Genomic DNA, 17311 nt, shown 5'->3' with positions numbered 1-17311 from the left:
GTGAAATTGAAAAGAATAAATACTAGCTTTTCTCTTCTTTGTTGAAATAAACTAAATAGTAATACATTTGTTTTTCTTCATCCCACCCTTTTTCCACAAATTTTTCAGCACTTTCTGGATTAATAAAGTCCATTTTGATTTGTATATGTGTATCTAGGTTTATAACATTTTTGATTGATTTTCTTGCATCAGAAACGGCAGAGTTGGCAATAGGGAAAGTTGTAATATCTTCTATACTATATTTCTCTCCTTTATCAACTTTGTAGTTTTTAAATTCAGGAATTAGATCGGGATTATCTAATACTTCATTTAGAAAGTTAGTTTCTTCAAACTGATCGTTCTTTGCAAAATAATTTACAGAACGATTCATGAACATTACTTCTTCTTTTTTATCTTCTGCTGGTAATACTACGTCTTTAGCGAAGCTCTGGCAGAATTTTAAGTATTTTTTTGTAATGAAGTTTTCATCTTCAAATGCATCTACTGATAGGAAATGTTCTAACCAGTAACGAGCATCGTAACGATTACTATCTACAGTTAAGATTTTGTAACCCTCTTCTTTTTTATAATTAAAAATCAAACATCCTTTGTCTAGTTTGTTAAGGTTGATACCTTGTTGCAAAATCATTTCAAGGTTGTTGTCTTTCTCTTCAAATTGTAAAAAGTCTGCTTGTAATTCGCTTTTGAAAATCCCAATTGCATCAACAACATTATTATCGATACTTAAGTTGGTTAAATACGTCACATAAACTTCACCATTTTTAATATGTGGGTGATTTGATTGCTCGTATAAATGCGTAGTAATTTTTTTTGAAACTTCCTGTAAATTTCCTGGATTGTTAAAAATTTCAGTAGCATATTTAAACATGTCGTTATAATCCAAATCGACTTCGTGTGCAAACTGATAATAGTTTTCTTCTTTTTCTCTAAAAGGCTTAAAAAAGTATTCTTTTATCAAAGGAACGATTTCATCATTTAAATTAAATGGCTGATCTGATAAAAAAATAGCTTCGTTTCTGCTCTTATTTCCTACGCGGTGAATCGCAAGCGTGTCGATGTGGGTGTTGAAAAGGTTTATCATATATCTTTAGTTGCTAAGTGGTTAAGGTTCTAAGTTTTAAAGGTGCTGAAATTTAGTTTCTTTCTTTTAATTTATTAATAAAAGATACTAACATTCTCTCTACTTCGCGACTATCCTCATATAAATTATTAAATTAGTGTTCGTTTAGATATGCTATGTTTTTAGCAATTTCTAATTGTGTTTGCATTTCAAATAAAGAACCTATTGAAATGTTTGAAAACGTAAAAAATCTTTGTTGCTTTCTCTTTCAAATCCTTCAGCAATATTGCTTGGAATTGAAATTGAACTTCGTCTTATTTGGGAAGTTAATCTGAAGATTTCTTCTTTTGGAAATTTATTTGTTAAAATATAAATCTTGGTAATTAAGGACATCGATTTTTGCCAGATTAGAAGTTTCTGAAATTACTCATAATTATTAAAATCAAGTTTCAATAAAATCAAGAAAAATCTTTAAATAATAAAAACTTAGAATCTTAGCAACTCAGTACCTTAGAGACTTAAAAAAGAACTAATTCCAATTCTCTTCAAATCCATAATCTTCGAAACTATCGTCTCCTTCGAACATGTCTAAATCATCTTCGTCTAGATCATCTTCAAATTCACCATAGATGTCGTCATGCATATCTGCTTCGAAATTTTTCTCGCCTGAATCATCTGGCATTTCTCCATGGGAGAATAACGTTTCTGGATAAGTATTTCCAGTAGCTTGTTCTTCTATTGCAGCTAATTCAACCAAAAATGTCCACATATTAATAAAATCGTAGACATATATAATTTTAGTGTTCTCTTTATCTAATAGGTCTGATAAAGTGTAATCACTCATTGTTTTTTGTTCTCCAGGAACATCTCCAGTATCAAAAAGAGGTATTTCTTCTTCTTGATTCCAAGTTTCATCGCAGGTATAAAACGAAGCTACTTCCATTCCGTCAAAACCAAAAGAATTGAAAATGGCATTGTGTAAATCTTCTAAAGTATCTTCTTCAAGAATTGCTATATCTCTAAAAATATCTTCTTCTGCATCTAGAATTACTCTAAATTTATAAACCATAACTTAACTATTTTTTTGTTTTTTATTCCTGTTGAAAAGCAAATGCAAATATACTCGATAAATATTATTTCACAATGAAATAAATCTTTATTGTGTTTTTGAATACTGCATAATTTTTTCATTGTGAGAGTTACATATTATATGATTAGTTTTCAATAATAAAAGTGTTGTTTATCATATAATTGTGCATGTGAAAATAAAAAACCATTGTAAAAAAAACTTCTACAATGGTTTAATATATAAACTTAGCCTGTTTATTTGATGATTACTACATTAGTGCATCGCATCTGCAGGATTAATTTTGTTTTTTCCTTTTTTAATTAAAAATATGATTGGAATACACAGTAAAAACATAATACCTAGATATAAAAATATATCCATATACGCCAAAACTGTACTTTGTTTCATTACCGAATAATCAATAACCTGATAGGCTTTGTTTAATGATTCGTTACTGCTAAATCCTTTAGACATGAATCCTCTTTGAAGTATTTCAACTCTTTGTTGTACTTCGAATTTAGTTGTGTCCAAGTGTGCTACTAAATCAACACGATGTTTCTGACTGAATCTTGTGATAAATGTGGTGATGATTGCAATACCAAATGAACCTCCTAATTGTCGCATCATTCCTGTAAAAGCTGCTCCTTCACCAATATTTTTTCCTTGTAAGGTTGAAAGGGATAATGTTGTTATAGGTACAAAAAGCAATCCTAAACCAATACCTCTTAAAATTAAAGGCCAGTATAAATGTTCGACTCCTGTATCGGGAGTCATATTATTATACATCATAAATGTAAATAAAAAGAAAATAAAGAATCCAACTCCCACCATATATCCTTGTGGAACTCCTCGCTGAATTAATTTACCAATAATTGGCATCATAAAAGCGGTTGTTATCGATCCAGGAATAAGTAATAATCCAGCATCAGTGGCTGTCCATCCTAAGATAGATTGCGTATAAATCGGAATAATTAATGTAGACCCATACAGTCCGAAACCAAGGATAAAACACATAATGGTACCGATACGTAAATTTCCATCTTTAAGAACGCTTAAATTTACAATTGGATGCTTATAGGTGAGTTCTCGCCATATAAATAATATTAGCCCAAGAACCGTTACAACACTTAATGTCACAATCAATGAATCATTAAACCAATCGTCTTGCTGTCCGTGTTCCAGAACAAATTGTAAGGAACCAATAAATGATGCTAGGAAGAAAATCCCCCACCAATCGACTTGATTGGCTTTTAGTTTTTCACCATATTTTGGACTTCTTACGAAAGAAATAGCTAAAATTGTTGCAATAATACCAAGTGGGATATTAATATAAAATATGTATGGCCAAGAATAATTATCTACTAAATAACCTCCTAAAGGGGGACCTAAAGTTGGACCTACAATAACTCCCATCCCGTAAATTGCTTGTGCCATTCCTCGTTTCGCAATAGGATAACTCTCGGTTATAATGGTTTGCGCAGTAACTAATAGGGCACCTCCACCAAGTCCTTGAATAAATCTAAATGCAATAAGTTCCCAAATATTTGTGGCATTACCACACAGAAAAGAAGATATGGTAAAAATTATAATCGATGTTACAAAATAATTACGTCTTCCAAATTGTTGTGACAACCAACTTGTCATTGGTATTACTATAACATTTGCAATAGCATAAGCAGTAATTACCCATGCAACATCTGTTAATGTGGCACCAAGGCTTCCTCTCATGTCTGTCAATGCTACATTCACGATAGTTGTATCTACAATCTCCAGCAATGCACAAAGTACTGCGGTTATCGTAATTAAAACTCGTCTGTAGCCATATTCTACTAAATCATCTTGTGCTTGTACCATTTTGTTCTATTAGAATGCTTTTCAAAAATGAATGTATAATTTTTGTTATAGGAAAGTAATTTCCTGATAAGTGTAATTTTTATTTTAAATGTACATCTACATCCACGTTCATTCCTGGTCTTAATAATTTTATTTTTTCGATATCATTCGATGCGTCCAAGTTAATTTTTACAGGTAATCTTTGAATTGTTTTTACAAAGTTTCCAGTTGCATTATCAGGAGGAAGTAATGAAAAGCGTGATCCCGTTGCTGGTGAAAATGAAGTGATAGTTCCTTGAAAATCATAATTAGGATAAGCATCTACTTTTAAAGTTACCTTTTGGCCAATAATCATTTTGTTAAGTTGAGTTTCTTTAAAGTTAGCAACTACCCAAGCTTCTGAGTTGTTGATTATATAAAACAAAGATTGTCCTGGTTGTACCAATTGTCCTGGTTGAATATCAACTTTAGAAACCTGACCATCAATTGCTGCAGTAATTACGGTATAAGATAAGTTTAAATTTGCAACATCTAATAGTGTTTTTGCTTTTTTGATATTTGCCGCAGCTACTTCTGTTTGTTTGTCTGTAGCTTTAGATTTTGCTTGAATAACTGATTTTTGATACGAACTTGCTTTTTCTTGTTGTTGTAAAACACGTACTTGACTTTCAGCTTCTTCTTTAGCAGTTAATGCTTTCTCGTATTGTTGTTTTGTAATTGTATGGCTTTTGTACAAGTTATTGTAACGGTTATAGTCATTTGTTATTTGTACTAATCTAATTTTTGCACTTTCGATATTTCCACTTGCAGATCTTACATTTGCATCCGATACAGAGATGTTTGCCAGTGCACTTCCAATATCTGCTTTTGCAGCTTCATACGAACCTTCGGCACCTAATAAAGCAGCATTCGCTTCATCAATTTTTAATTGGTAATCTCTTTTGTCTATTGTAAATAAAGTATCACCTTTTTTGACAAAGTCATTATCTTTTACATAAACCTTACTCACGTATCCTGACACTCTTGGAATAATTGGGTTCATTTTTTTCTCTATTTGTGCATCATCAGTTTGTTCGTGTGCTAGAGAGTGCATGTATTTGTAGATTCCGTAAGTTCCACCAACGAGAACTAAAATAACTAGTATAATTGTAAATTTAGTATTTGTTTTTTTCTTTTCCATGTGGGTTATCGATTATATTTTTGTAAGATTGAATGATTGTGATAATTGTCCTGTTGCTGAAAGCATCTCGTAATATCTTTGAATTATATCGGCTTTAGATGTAGCTGTGTTTACTTTAGCGCTAAGATGTTCTACATCGGCCTCAAGTAAATCATTTGTATCAGCAAGACCGTTGTCGAATTTATCTTTTAAGATTCTATAATTTTCTGATGCTTGTTCTAAAGCTAAGTCATAAACTGAGCTTTGCTTTAATGCTAAATTATAGTTCTCAATTGCTTGTTGTACTTCGATTTTAATATAATTAGTTAAAATTTCTTCTGAGCTTTTTACTTCATCTGCTTTACTTTGAGCATGTTTTATATCGGCTCCCTTTTTTAATATTCCGCTAAGGTCATATGAAACTCCAACTCCAAAATTCATTGCATTTTGTACCGTAAGTATATTTCTAACATCAACAGCAGCATAACCACCTAATAAAGAAACAGTAGGGTAGTAAGCACTTTTTGCCATTTTTATACTAGATTCACTAGCTTTTTCCTGATAACGCAATGCTTCTAAATCTTTACGATTCTCTAAAGCGGGTTGCTCATTTGTTGGAATATTGGCTGTTTTATAATTAATAAAATCATTCTCTCTAACAACTAATTTAGTAGAAGAATCTAATTTTAGTAGCGTTATTAAATAATAATTCAGGATGTTTAAATTTTTATTAGCTTCGTCTATTGATAGCTGTATTTTTGAAACTAATAATTGAGATTTTAATAAATCATTTCTTGGGATGATTCCGTTTTTTTCTAATTCTATAAAATCAGTTACACGTTGCTTCGCTTGTTTTTGATCTTCATTTAAAAGTTCAATTGTTTTTTGAGCCTTGTATAGGTCAGCATAGTAATTTACTACTCTTAATGCTATGTCTTCTTTTGTTTTTAATGAAGTTGCAAGTTCTGCTTGGTATAAATTTTCAGATAATTTAATACTATTCTGAATTTTGAAACCTGCAAATATTGGTAAGCTTGCGCTAAGCTGTCCTAACATTAATTGATCTGGACTTGGCATTGAACCTGAGCCACTTTCTTGATTCGTTTTTAAATTTACATCTGCACCAGTCAATCTTTGATATTGTCCGGAAGCTTTTAAATCTGGATATTGATTGTTTTTAGTAGATCTAAGTTCATACTTTTTAGTGTTGACTTTTGTGTTTGCCAACGTGACTTCGTCACTCTTCTCCCATGCTATTCGTACAGCATCATCTAGGGTAAGACTCGTTTTTTCTTGAGCTTCTAACGAGGATATTCCGATTAGGAAAACTCCAAAGAGCATAATTGGATTAATTTTCATAAACAAGTAAGGCTTTTATAGTTTGTTGAATGTGTTTTGTTAAATGTGTTTTTATGTAATTGTTATATAAAGCTTCAGTATTTAAGTTCAATATTTTCTCAAAGAAGACTTTATTCATATGGAAATGAAAAAAAGTTCCGAGAATAGTAGGAGTTATTAATGGAATAATGACATCTTTTCGGAAAACACCTTTTTCTTGGCCTTCATTGATAATGCTTTCTAATGATTTAAGATTTCCTTTCTTTAATTCTGTAAAGTGATTTAAAGTTTTTTCTCTTTTTTTAGATGTCAATTCAAAATGCATAATTCTGAAAATTCCTCCGTTGCAGTTAATCTTATTGATATAAAGTTCGATTAACTTATTTACTTTGTCGATAGGTTCTAAATTTTCTTGAAGTAAATTTTCCAATTGCAATTTAAGATCCGATGTTCGATATATAATTAACGATTCGAGTAATCGTTCTTTCGAACCAAAATAATACGATACCATGGCAATGTTAATTTTTGCTTCTTTGGCAATATTTCGTATCGAAGTTCCTTCAAATCCTTTATCAGAAAAAAGCTTTTCTGCAACCTTGAGAATTTGAATCTTTTTCTCGTTTAATTCTATGTGTAACATGAGTGAGTTTCTAATCGGGTACAAAATTAAACAAGTGTTTAAATTAAACAGCTGTTTAGTTTTTATTTAACAAAATATTAACTAAAATATAGCTTTGTAAATGAATGTTCGTTTTGTTATAACATGTTGGTTTTCATGAAGTTGTTTTGTTTATAACGATATAGTTGGTTTTGGTGTTAAGGAATTTTTTGGTATTAAATACGAATAAATATTTTACAATTTTGATTCGTTGTACCAATCATTATAAACTAATTTCATGTTTTATATTTCAAATTTCACGAAGTTAAAAGTACAGTATTTGTGTGGTTTTTTTAAAATAAATGCTTGTTATATATGTGATTTATAAACCGTAAAGCGGTTAAAAGTGTAGTGAAATTTATCGATATTTTGTTCAACTGTTATTTGTTTAAATGCTGAAGATTATCTATAAATTATTTATACTTATATCGCGATGAAATCCTTTAATTACAACTTTCGAAGGGGAGGCAATGATTACTAAGTAGATTAATTACTGACTTATTTATTACAGTAAGATAATCTTGTAAAGTAATGTTGTTTATATTAAAACAATCATAACAAGATATAATAGATATTACAGTAATGTGGATATTTGAATTGGGATAATAATATTGAGAAGCATCAACTTCTTTTAATTCATTTAAAAAAAGTTGAATGCTATTCTTGATCTCTTTTGTAGGTTGAATTACTAATGTAATTCTATGGCAGTTATCGCAAAAAAACCTCTATTTGTGTATTGATACCATAATTGTCATTTAATATTTTTTCACAGGATTTTGTGAATAAATTAGGTATAATGAGTAGCTAATCCATTTTAAATTAGGTTTAAAAGTGGAATTATTTAATAGCCTCTACAAACTCGGCAATATTTCCAGTTCCTTTTTTAGATAAATGTTTGATAAAAGCACTTCCGATGATTGCTCCTTTTGCAAATTTAGTTGCCTGATTGAAGGTTTCTTTATTTGAGATTCCAAATCCAATTATCTGTGGGCTTTTAAGATTCATGTTTGCAATTCTTTCAAAGTAGCTTTCCTCTGTATTGCCAAAACCAGATTGAGAACCAGTAACGCTCGCAGAACTTACCATGTATATAAATCCGTTAGAAACGCTGTCTATGAATTTTATACGATCATCAGATGTTTGTGGAGTGATTAAAAATACATTTATAATTCCGTATTTTTCGAAAGTTGCTTTGTATTGTTCTGCATATACATCTACCGGAAGGTCAGGAATAATTAATCCATCGATTCCTATTGCGGCACATTTTTTGCAAAATTCATCCACTCCGTATTGTAATATCGGATTAAAATACCCCATTATAATCAACGGAATTTTTACGCTTTCGCGAATATCTTCCAGCTGGTTAAATAAAATCTGAGTTGTCATTCCGTTATGCAATGCCTGAGTTGAACTTGCCTGAATTGTTGGTCCATCAGCTAATGGATCACTAAATGGCAATCCGATTTCGATCATGTCAACTCCGCTTTTTTCTAAATCCTGAATGATTTGTACGGTGTCATTAAGATTAGGATATCCAGCAGAAAAATAGATAGAAAGTATCTTTTTATCTTCTTGTAGTTTTTGATTTATTCTGTTCATTTTTTTAATTTTTTTATATCAACAGGTTCTTAAAACTTGTTAGGTATTTACGTTAGGGATAAAAGGAGTATCCTTTTTCAGATAAGGGCTAACTATAATTTGAAATAATCGATATATGTATTTAAATCTTTATCTCCACGACCTGATAAATTGATAACTACGATTTCATCGGGACCAAATTTCTTTTGTTCAAGAACGGCAAAGGCATGAGCACTTTCTATTGCAGGAATAATTCCTTCGGTTTTGGATAATTGCAAGCCAAATTGCATCGCTTCGTCATCTGTAATTGAAATAAATTCAGCTCTGCCAGATGCAAATAAATGGGCGTGCATTGGTCCAACTCCTGGATAATCTAAACCTGCTGAAATAGAATAAGGCTCAGTAATTTGTCCGTCGGGAGTTTGCATTAATAATGTTTTACTTCCGTGAATGATTCCGATTTTTCCTAAAGCAGAAGTTGCAGCGCTTTCGCCAGAGTCAACTCCTAAACCAGCAGCTTCTACTGCAATAATATTTACGTCTTTTTCGTCTAAGAAATGGTAAAAAGCTCCAGCTGCATTACTTCCTCCACCTACACAAGCGATAACGTGATCTGGATTTTCGCGTCCTTCTTTTTCTAATAATTGTGTTTTTATCTCGGCAGAAATTACACTCTGAAAACGAGCTACCATATCAGGATAAGGATGTGGACCAACTACAGAACCGATGATATAATAGGTATCGACAGGATTATTAATCCAATCGCGAATGGCTTCGTTTGTAGCATCTTTTAAGGTTTTAGAACCTGAAAGAGCCGGACGAACTTCTGCGCCTAACATTTTCATACGAGCCACATTTGGTGCTTGGCGCTTAATATCGATTTCGCCCATATATACAATACATTGCAATCCCATTAAGGCACAAACGGTAGCAGTTGCAACACCGTGTTGTCCTGCACCAGTTTCGGCAATAATTCGATTTTTACCCAGACGTTTTGCAAGCAAAATTTGTCCAATTGTATTGTTTACTTTATGTGCACCAGTATGACATAAATCTTCTCTTTTTAAGTAGATTTTGGTATTGTATTTTTTCGAAAGTCTTTCGGCAAAATACAATGGAGTAGGGCGACCTACATAATCTTTTAATAATGCATCGAACTCGGCTTGAAAGCTTGGGTCGGCAGTAATTTTTAAATAATTTTGGCGTAGTTCTTCTACGTTTGGATATAACATTTCTGGAATGTAGGCTCCTCCAAATTCTCCATAATAGCCTTTTTCGTTGACGTGAAAACTCATTTTGTTTAAAGTTTAAATGTTTAAAGTTGCAAGTTTTGCTTGAAACTATATAATATGTTTTTATCTTTTAATCCTGGTTCGATTTCAAATTTACTGTTTACATCAATGGCATAAATAGGTAAATTGGTTTTCGAAATTTCTTTTATTATTTCTATTTCTTCAAGCCCGATTCCGCCACTAAGGAAGAATGGTTTTGTAGAATTGTATTGGTTTAATATTTTCCAATCAAAAGTGGTTCCGTTTCCACCAGGTAATTTTCCTTTGGTATCAAAAAGGAAATAATCACAAATTGATTCGTATGGTTTTAATACTTCAAAATCAAAATTTTCATCAGCAGAGAATACTTTGATAAGTTCAATTTTGGCTTTGACTTTATTTTTTAGTTCTTGGAAAAATTCAACCGATTCGTGACCATGTAATTGAATGGCTTGCAAATTATATTTCGAAATCTTGCTTAGAATTTCTTCCTGACTTTGATTTACAAAAACACCAACTTTCTTAATCGACTTTGGCAAATCGGGAATGACTCCATCAAAATACCGAGCCGATTTCTCCCAGAAGATGAATCCCATATAATCGGGTAGGAGCGAACCTACTTCGGTTATATTATCGGGATATTTCATACCGCAGATTTTTAATTTCATTTTTTTGATGTTTTGAGCTTTGGGCTTTGAGCTGGTTGCCCTTTGTCCACGGCTTATAGCTGTTTAATAAACTCTGTTGCTGCTTGTCCAGCATTATCTGTTTTCATGAAATTCTCTCCGATTAAGAAACCTTTGTAGCCATAAGGTTTTAATTCGTTGATGGCTTCGATTGATGAGATTCCGCTTTCAGAAACTTTTACAAAATCATCAGGAATTTGTGCTGCTAATTGTTTACTGAAATCTAAACTTACTTCGAATGTTTTTAGGTTTCGATTATTAACTCCTATCATATCTAGTGTTGGCATAATCGATTTTTCTAATTCTTCCTGATTATGAACTTCTAGTAAAACTTCTAATCCTAAACTTTTTGCAAATTCAGATAATGATTTGATTTCTTCTCTTGTCAATACTGCGGCGATTAGCAAAATTAAATCGGCTCCAAATGCTTTGGCTTCTAATATTTGATATTCATCGACAATAAATTCTTTTCGCAATAACGGAATATTTACTGATGCTCTCGCTAAAAGTAAATCATCGAGTGAACCACCAAAATATTTCCCATCGGTTAAAACAGAAATTCCGCAAGCACCTGCGTTTTCATATCCTTTTACCACTTCTTCAACAGTAAAGCTTTGGTTTATAATCGATTTTGATGGAGAACGACGTTTGTGTTCAGCAATGATTCCTGTAGAACTTGCTTTTAGTTTTTGACTTAAAGAAATAGTTTTTCTATCGAAGAAAACTGAGGCTTCTAGTTGTGAAACTGGAATTATTGATTTCTTGAGAATGACTTCTCTTTTTTTGTCAACTATTATTTTATCTAAAATATTCATTGTTTTTTTATTTCAGGTTTCAAGCTTCAAGTTTCATGTTCCAATAATTTGAAACTTAAAACAAACGAAAACTTGAAACTATTTTTACTTACTTAAATCTTTCAATTTATTCAAAGCTACTAATCCTTTACCAGAAAACAAGCTTTCTTTTGCCAGTTCAAAACCTTCTTGTGGAGTACACTTTGTAACCGTCGCAATTGCTATTGCAGCATTGGCGCAAACTACATTGTTCTGAGCTTCGGTTCCTTTTCCAGAAAGAATATTGATAAACATATCCGCTGATTCGTCGATTGTTTTTCCGCCTTCGATTTCGCTTTGGGCTAAAAGGCGAATGCCAAAATCACTTGGATTCAACATGCCTTCCATTGTGCTTGTAATAATCTTTGTTGGACCAGTTAAGGAAACCTCGTCATAACCGTCAAGCGAATGTAAGATTGTGAAATTTACATCGGTATTTTGATATAAATACGCATACATTCTAGCTAGTTCGAGATTAAAAACACCGACTAATTGGTTCTTAGGAAATGATGGATTTACCATTGGTCCCAACATATTAAAGAATGTTTTTACAGCCAATTCTTTTCTTATTGGCCCTACGTTTTTCATGGCTGGGTGAAACAATGGGGCATGAAGTACACAAATTCCAGCTTTATCGATACTTTTTTCCAGGAAGTCGGCATCATTGGTAAATTTGATTCCCATTTTTTCCATTACGTTACTAGAACCTGAAATAGATGAAACTCCGTAGTTACCGTGTTTTGCTACTTTTATTCCCGCTCCAGCAGCTACAAAAGAGGCTAGGGTTGAGATATTGAAAGTGTCTTTTCCGTCACCACCAGTTCCGCATAAATCGATGGTATTGTAAGCCGATAAATCGATGCGAATGCATAAATCTAATAAGGCTTCACGAAAACCAGCCATTTCTTCGATGCTAATACTGCGCATCATAAATATGGTAAGAAATGCCGATATCTGACTTGGGTTATAATCACCATTTGATATATTAGTCAATACGGTTTTTGCCTCCTCTTTGGTAAGAAGTTCGTGATTGATTAATCTGTTTAATATATTTTTCATTCTTTTTAAGGTTCTAAGTTTTTTACTGCTACTGAATACTTTTACTGAACACTTTTTTAATGTTCATTTCCTTGATAAATCCACATTGGTTCGGTTTTCCCAGCACGTTCAAACCCATTTTTTTTATAAAAATCTATTGATTTTCCATCTGCGGTTAACATTTGCATATGGAAATGACTATATTTTTTCTGCATTTTATCACAAATCATTTTGCCTATCCCTTTACCTTGGTATTCTGGGAGTACTAATAAATGTGGATAATATACCGTTAAATAACCATCAGAAATTGCATTTCCAAGTCCAACCAGTTTTGTATCATCCCAAGCTGTAATTAAAGTCTCGGAATTTAAAAGCGCTTTATATAATAGGTCAGGTTTTTCAGCCGAACTCCATTCATTGGCTTTATACAATCTTATTATATCTTCAATATTAATTTCTTTGGTTTCTAAAATTTTAATATCCATTTTTTTTGTTATAAGTTACTGAGAAACTATGGTGCTTAGGTTCTAATTTTGTAAACTGTTACTGAATACTGTGACTAAACACTGTAAATTAACTCTTAATCCAGTTCTCTAACATTTTTTTCCCGTTTGGTGTTAATACACTTTCAGGATGAAATTGAACTCCGCGCACATCATAGGTTCGGTGTCTTAATGACATTACCTGACCGTTTTCGTCGTAAGATGTAGCTTCAAGGACATCGGGTAAAGTTGCATCTACAACCCATGAATGGTAACGACCAACTTCAAATTCTTTTTCTAATCCTTCAAATAAAATTTCATCATCGACCACTGTTTTTACATTAGTAGCTACACCATGATATACTTTATCAAGGTTTGATAATGTTCCTCCAAAAACTTCTCCAATGGCTTGTTGTCCTAAACAAACTCCAAGAATACTTTTAGTTGGTGCATATTTTTGAATAACAGCTTTTAGCAAACCCGCTTCGTCTGGAATTCCTGGTCCTGGAGAAAGTAATATTTTGTCGAAACTTGCAATTTCATCAATATCAAACTCATCATTTCTATATACAGTTACTTCACAATCTAAATCTTCTAGATAATGTACAAGATTATAAGTGAAGCTATCGTAGTTATCTATTACTAGTATTTTTTTCATTTTGTCTTTTTTTGTTTCAAGTTTCAGGCTTCAAGTTTCACGTTCCAACAACTTGAAACCTGAAACAAAGAAAACTTTAAACTAAATTTTGTTTATTTTTCTCGAACGTATTTTTCGATAATTATTCTATTTATTCTAAGTTTTTCAATTTTCTCAACTCCTTTTTGAATTAAGGTATCGTTTTTAATTTTTACTGTAAAATCAAATTTACTGTTCTCCCAGTCTCTATTATTGAAATATTCTAAATTCTCTGTATATGTACTATCTTTTAAAGTATATTTTCCTCCACCTCCGAAGAAAAGAGCATCCTCTTTTTTACCATTATTTAAATCATGATTAAAGAATGCAAAGTGGGAGTCATTTATAATTTTAATCATTTTTGTTTTTGGGTCGAATGTTGAAAAAGTGGAATCCTTTTCGGTTATCTCAGCTGATATAAGTCGCCAGGTTCCTTCGATGTCTTTTCTAATACTTGCAGTTTCTTGATTGTTTTTATCATTGCAAGAAGTTAAAAATGCCATAACCAATAATAATCCAATAGTATTTTTCATATTTTTTAGTTGTTATAGTCTTTTATTTAATTTTCTCTGCCATTTCTAGCGCAGTATTTAATGCTCTCAATTTATTATAGACTTCTTGCATTTCGCTTTCTTCATCAGAATTTGCTACAATTCCAGCTCCAGCCTGACAATGTAGTTGGTGGTTTTTACTTAAAAAAGTTCGAATCATAATAGCGTGATTAAAATTGCCTTCAAAGTCCATTACACCAATTGCGCCACCATAAAAATTACGATTGGTTTTTTCGTATTCTTCGATAAGTTGCATAGCTCTGTGTTTCGGTGCTCCACTTAATGTTCCTGCTGGAAAAGTATCGGCTACAACTTGCATTGTAGTTGCTTTGTCGTGTAGATGTCCTGTAACTTTTGAAACTAAGTGAATAACATGTGAGAAAAACTGAACTTCACGATATTTCTCTACGTTTACATTATGTCCATTACGACTTAAATCATTCCTAGCCAAATCGACTAACATAACGTGTTCGCTATTTTCTTTTTTATCTTCTGATAATTGTTTTGCTAGAATTGCATCTTGCTCATCGTTTCCAGTTCTTTTGAAAGTTCCTGCAATAGGATGAATTTCGGCTTTACGATCTTTTACAATGATTTGAGCTTCGGGTGAAGAACCAAATATCTTGAAATCACCGTAATCAAAAAAGAATAAATACGGAGAAGGGTTGATGCTTCTTAATGCTCTATACACATTAAATTCATCACCTTTAAATCCTTGTGTAAATCGGCGCGATAAAACCAATTGGAATACATCGCCACGGAAGCAATGTTTTTTTGCTAAAGCAACATTATGTTTAAATTCTTCATCGGTAAGATTTGAGAATCCTTCACCTTCTTTAGAGAATTGATACGAAGCTATATTTCTTGATTGTAATAATTGCTCAATTTCCGAAATGTTGTTTCTTCCATCTACGCTATGGCAAAAAATATATGCTTCATTTTTGAAGTGATTTATTGCTATTATATTTTGATAAACTGCATAATAAACATCGGGGATAGAAATGCTATTATCTTTTTTTGCAATAGTTACTTTTTCGAAATAACGAACAGCATCGTAAGAAATATAACCAAACAATCCGTTATTTATGAATTTAAAATCATTTTTCTCCGATTTAAATTGTCCTGAAAATTCCTGAATAATTTCTGGAATATTAGTAGAACTATCAACTACTATTTTTTCTGAAGTTCCATCAGGATAAGTTTTAGAAATAATTTCGTTCTCAATTTTAATGCTTGCAATTGGGTTGCAGCAGATATAAGAGAAACTATTGTCGTTTCCGTGATAATCACTACTTTCTAGTAATAAACTATTAGGGAATTTATCTCTAATTTTAAAATAAATGCTCACAGGTGTTACTGTGTCAGCAAGGATTTGTTTGTAGTTTGTGTTAAGTATAAAAGGTTTCAATATGTTGTTTTTTAAGTTTTAGTATATTGTTTTAAAAAAGTTTAGTACAAAAAAAAAGACTTGTCGTGATGACAAGCCTTTCATATTTATAGTTTGAATAATACCATAGGAAGCTTAGTTCACGACGTCTGACGTAAATTGTTCCACCACCAAGTATTATTTGTAATTGTTTTCATAAATTTTTTATTGCTACAAATATATAAATGTAATTTGGTATTCGTATACAATGTTTTAAAAAAAATATATAATTTTTTTAGTTTTTTGTTAAATTTATTCAAAGGCCCCTTTTAATAGTTTAATTTCCACTTACTAAAGTGTTGTTTACATTTATTCTAAAATCTGGATTTCCTTTAATATTGGGTGCTGTAAACAGTTCAGTATTTTTTTTGTTGGTGTAATCTAAGTTATAAGCGGGGTTTTGATACCAATTTTTAATTCCTAAATCAAAGCTTGAATTCTCACTTATGATTGTGCCTTGACAGCTATTGATTACTAATCCGTTTAAATTTATTTTTTCAAGATTTACTATTCCGTCTCCAATTTTACCCTGAAGTATTATAAATGGTGTAAAGCCTGTTATTACGCTATTATTTAATGTAAAATAACTATTTTCTCCTATATGTGCTGCTTCACGAACTAGTCCTTGATTGCTTTCTTCAAGATTTATTAATGTAATGTTACTAGCAGTTATTTTTGTTAATTTTTTGCTGGTATCGCTATTTTCAATTTTGTCGTAAGAGTCAATTTCAAAACATCGTGAGCCCGAAATATCCGAAGAATAAGGGTGACGAATGGCTATGCTATTGTTTATGGCGCATTGTACTCCTTGTGTAAAATCAAAATCATCATCTGTAGCTCGATAAGAGACTAAATTATTCATAATAACATCTCCCCCGTAAGCTTCAAATGAGTCATCATTTGAATAACTTATCTGGATATATTCAAGTTTGGTTTTATTACCAATTCCTGCTAGTGATAAGCCATTAATTTCTTTTAATGCATTTAATTTTCTGCCAGAATACTCAATGCGAATGTATTTTAAAATGCCTGAATTATCCTCAGCATCTTGTCCGCCGTAATGATTTACACCAGGATCAAGATTAAAGTCCAAAAAACTCACACCACCTATTTTATTGATAGGAGCTTTGCCAAGAAGGATTATCCCACCCCAGTCACCAGGCTTTCTTTCGGCAACATTCTTATTAGATGTAAAAATAATAGGGTCTGTTTCTAGTCCTTCTGCTATTATTTTAGAGCCATTTGTTATTACCAATGTACCACAAGTTTTATCATCTCCTCTAATTACTGTTCCTGGTTCGATTGTTAAAACGGCATTATTCGTTACATAAACCAGACCTACTAATTGATAAGTATTTCGTTTGTATAATTTGGTGTCTTTATCAATAGTTCCAGCCAGAATGTTTGTAGCTTCATTGTATTCTATTGAAGCAGGTTTAAAATTGGTCCATTTATTCATCCAGTTTGAGGCACCAATAATACCTTTTTGTTGTGCATTGATTATTATGCTACTTATTAAACAAATAATTACTAGGTGTAAATTTTTTTTCATAATGCTGTCTTTTACAAATTTGATTTTTGGATAAAAGTTTTTTTAATTACTCCAAAAATAGAAGTGCTTTGTTAATCAATGAATGATAAGATATTATGAAA

At 31.7% G+C, this 17311-nt stretch carries 16 protein-coding genes; all 16 read right to left on the bottom strand.

Features of this window, described 5'->3' with window-relative positions; translation table 11 throughout:
- Positions 1 to 22: 22 nt before the first annotated feature.
- The 16 genes from IUY40_RS05225 to IUY40_RS05145 all read right to left on the bottom strand — a co-directional run bounded on the left by IUY40_RS05225 (position 23) and on the right by IUY40_RS05145 (position 17210).
- Positions 23 to 1081: a nucleoid-associated protein gene (locus IUY40_RS05225; RefSeq protein WP_195735809.1), complete on the bottom strand. Its 1059-nt coding sequence runs from the start codon at positions 1079 to 1081 to the stop codon at positions 23 to 25.
- A 508-nt stretch (positions 1082 to 1589) separates the two neighbouring features.
- Positions 1590 to 2129: a hypothetical protein gene (locus IUY40_RS05215; protein WP_195735808.1), complete on the bottom strand. Its 540-nt coding sequence runs from the start codon at positions 2127 to 2129 to the stop codon at positions 1590 to 1592.
- Between the two features lie 273 nt (positions 2130 to 2402).
- Complete coding sequence (locus tag IUY40_RS05210) at positions 2403 to 3983, bottom strand: MDR family MFS transporter (protein ID WP_195735807.1); 1581 nt, start codon at positions 3981 to 3983, stop codon at positions 2403 to 2405.
- 79 nt (positions 3984 to 4062) lie between these two features.
- On the bottom strand, positions 4063 to 5142 hold the full coding sequence (locus IUY40_RS05205; protein ID WP_195735806.1) for an HlyD family secretion protein: 1080 nt from the start codon (positions 5140 to 5142) through the stop codon (positions 4063 to 4065).
- A 12-nt stretch (positions 5143 to 5154) separates the two neighbouring features.
- Positions 5155 to 6480: a TolC family protein gene (locus IUY40_RS05200; RefSeq protein ID WP_195735805.1), complete on the bottom strand. Its 1326-nt coding sequence runs from the start codon at positions 6478 to 6480 to the stop codon at positions 5155 to 5157.
- Complete coding sequence (locus IUY40_RS05195; protein WP_195735804.1) at positions 6470 to 7099, bottom strand: TetR/AcrR family transcriptional regulator; 630 nt, start codon at positions 7097 to 7099, stop codon at positions 6470 to 6472. The genes IUY40_RS05200 and IUY40_RS05195 overlap by 11 nt, the downstream gene beginning before the upstream one ends.
- An 855-nt stretch (positions 7100 to 7954) precedes the next feature.
- Positions 7955 to 8716, bottom strand: a complete 762-nt coding sequence (gene trpA, locus IUY40_RS05190) for a tryptophan synthase subunit alpha (RefSeq protein WP_195735803.1) — start codon at positions 8714 to 8716, stop codon at positions 7955 to 7957.
- Between the two features lie 92 nt (positions 8717 to 8808).
- Complete coding sequence (gene trpB, locus IUY40_RS05185; protein ID WP_195735802.1) at positions 8809 to 9990, bottom strand: tryptophan synthase subunit beta; 1182 nt, start codon at positions 9988 to 9990, stop codon at positions 8809 to 8811.
- 20 nt (positions 9991 to 10010) lie between these two features.
- A complete protein-coding gene (locus IUY40_RS05180) occupies positions 10011 to 10634 on the bottom strand; it encodes a phosphoribosylanthranilate isomerase (RefSeq protein ID WP_195735801.1) in 624 nt (207 codons plus the stop codon).
- Positions 10635 to 10687: 53 nt separating this feature from the next.
- Entirely contained in the window at positions 10688 to 11467 is a 780-nt protein-coding gene (gene trpC, locus IUY40_RS05175; protein WP_195735800.1) for an indole-3-glycerol phosphate synthase TrpC, read from the bottom strand.
- 84 nt (positions 11468 to 11551) lie between these two features.
- On the bottom strand, positions 11552 to 12544 hold the full coding sequence (gene trpD, locus IUY40_RS05170; protein WP_195735799.1) for an anthranilate phosphoribosyltransferase: 993 nt from the start codon (positions 12542 to 12544) through the stop codon (positions 11552 to 11554).
- Positions 12545 to 12600: 56 nt separating this feature from the next.
- Complete coding sequence (locus tag IUY40_RS05165; RefSeq protein WP_195735798.1) at positions 12601 to 13008, bottom strand: GNAT family N-acetyltransferase; 408 nt, start codon at positions 13006 to 13008, stop codon at positions 12601 to 12603.
- A gap of 88 nt (positions 13009 to 13096) precedes the next feature.
- Positions 13097 to 13663 (bottom strand): aminodeoxychorismate/anthranilate synthase component II, encoded by a 567-nt coding sequence (locus IUY40_RS05160; RefSeq protein WP_195735797.1) that lies wholly within the window; start codon positions 13661 to 13663, stop codon positions 13097 to 13099.
- A 92-nt stretch (positions 13664 to 13755) separates the two neighbouring features.
- Positions 13756 to 14214, bottom strand: a complete 459-nt coding sequence (locus IUY40_RS05155; protein ID WP_195735796.1) for a hypothetical protein — start codon at positions 14212 to 14214, stop codon at positions 13756 to 13758.
- Positions 14215 to 14236: 22 nt separating this feature from the next.
- Positions 14237 to 15640: an anthranilate synthase component I family protein gene (locus IUY40_RS05150; protein WP_195735795.1), complete on the bottom strand. Its 1404-nt coding sequence runs from the start codon at positions 15638 to 15640 to the stop codon at positions 14237 to 14239.
- A 295-nt stretch (positions 15641 to 15935) separates the two neighbouring features.
- Positions 15936 to 17210: a hypothetical protein gene (locus IUY40_RS05145; RefSeq protein WP_195735794.1), complete on the bottom strand. Its 1275-nt coding sequence runs from the start codon at positions 17208 to 17210 to the stop codon at positions 15936 to 15938.
- Between the last annotated feature and the right edge of the window lie 101 nt (positions 17211 to 17311).

It is taken from the genome of Flavobacterium sp. ALJ2 (assembly GCF_015594725.1).
Classification (GTDB): Bacteria; Bacteroidota; Bacteroidia; order Flavobacteriales; family Flavobacteriaceae; genus Flavobacterium.
Note: the sequence above shows the minus strand (reverse complement) of the source record. Positions and strands in the feature narration are given on the sequence as shown.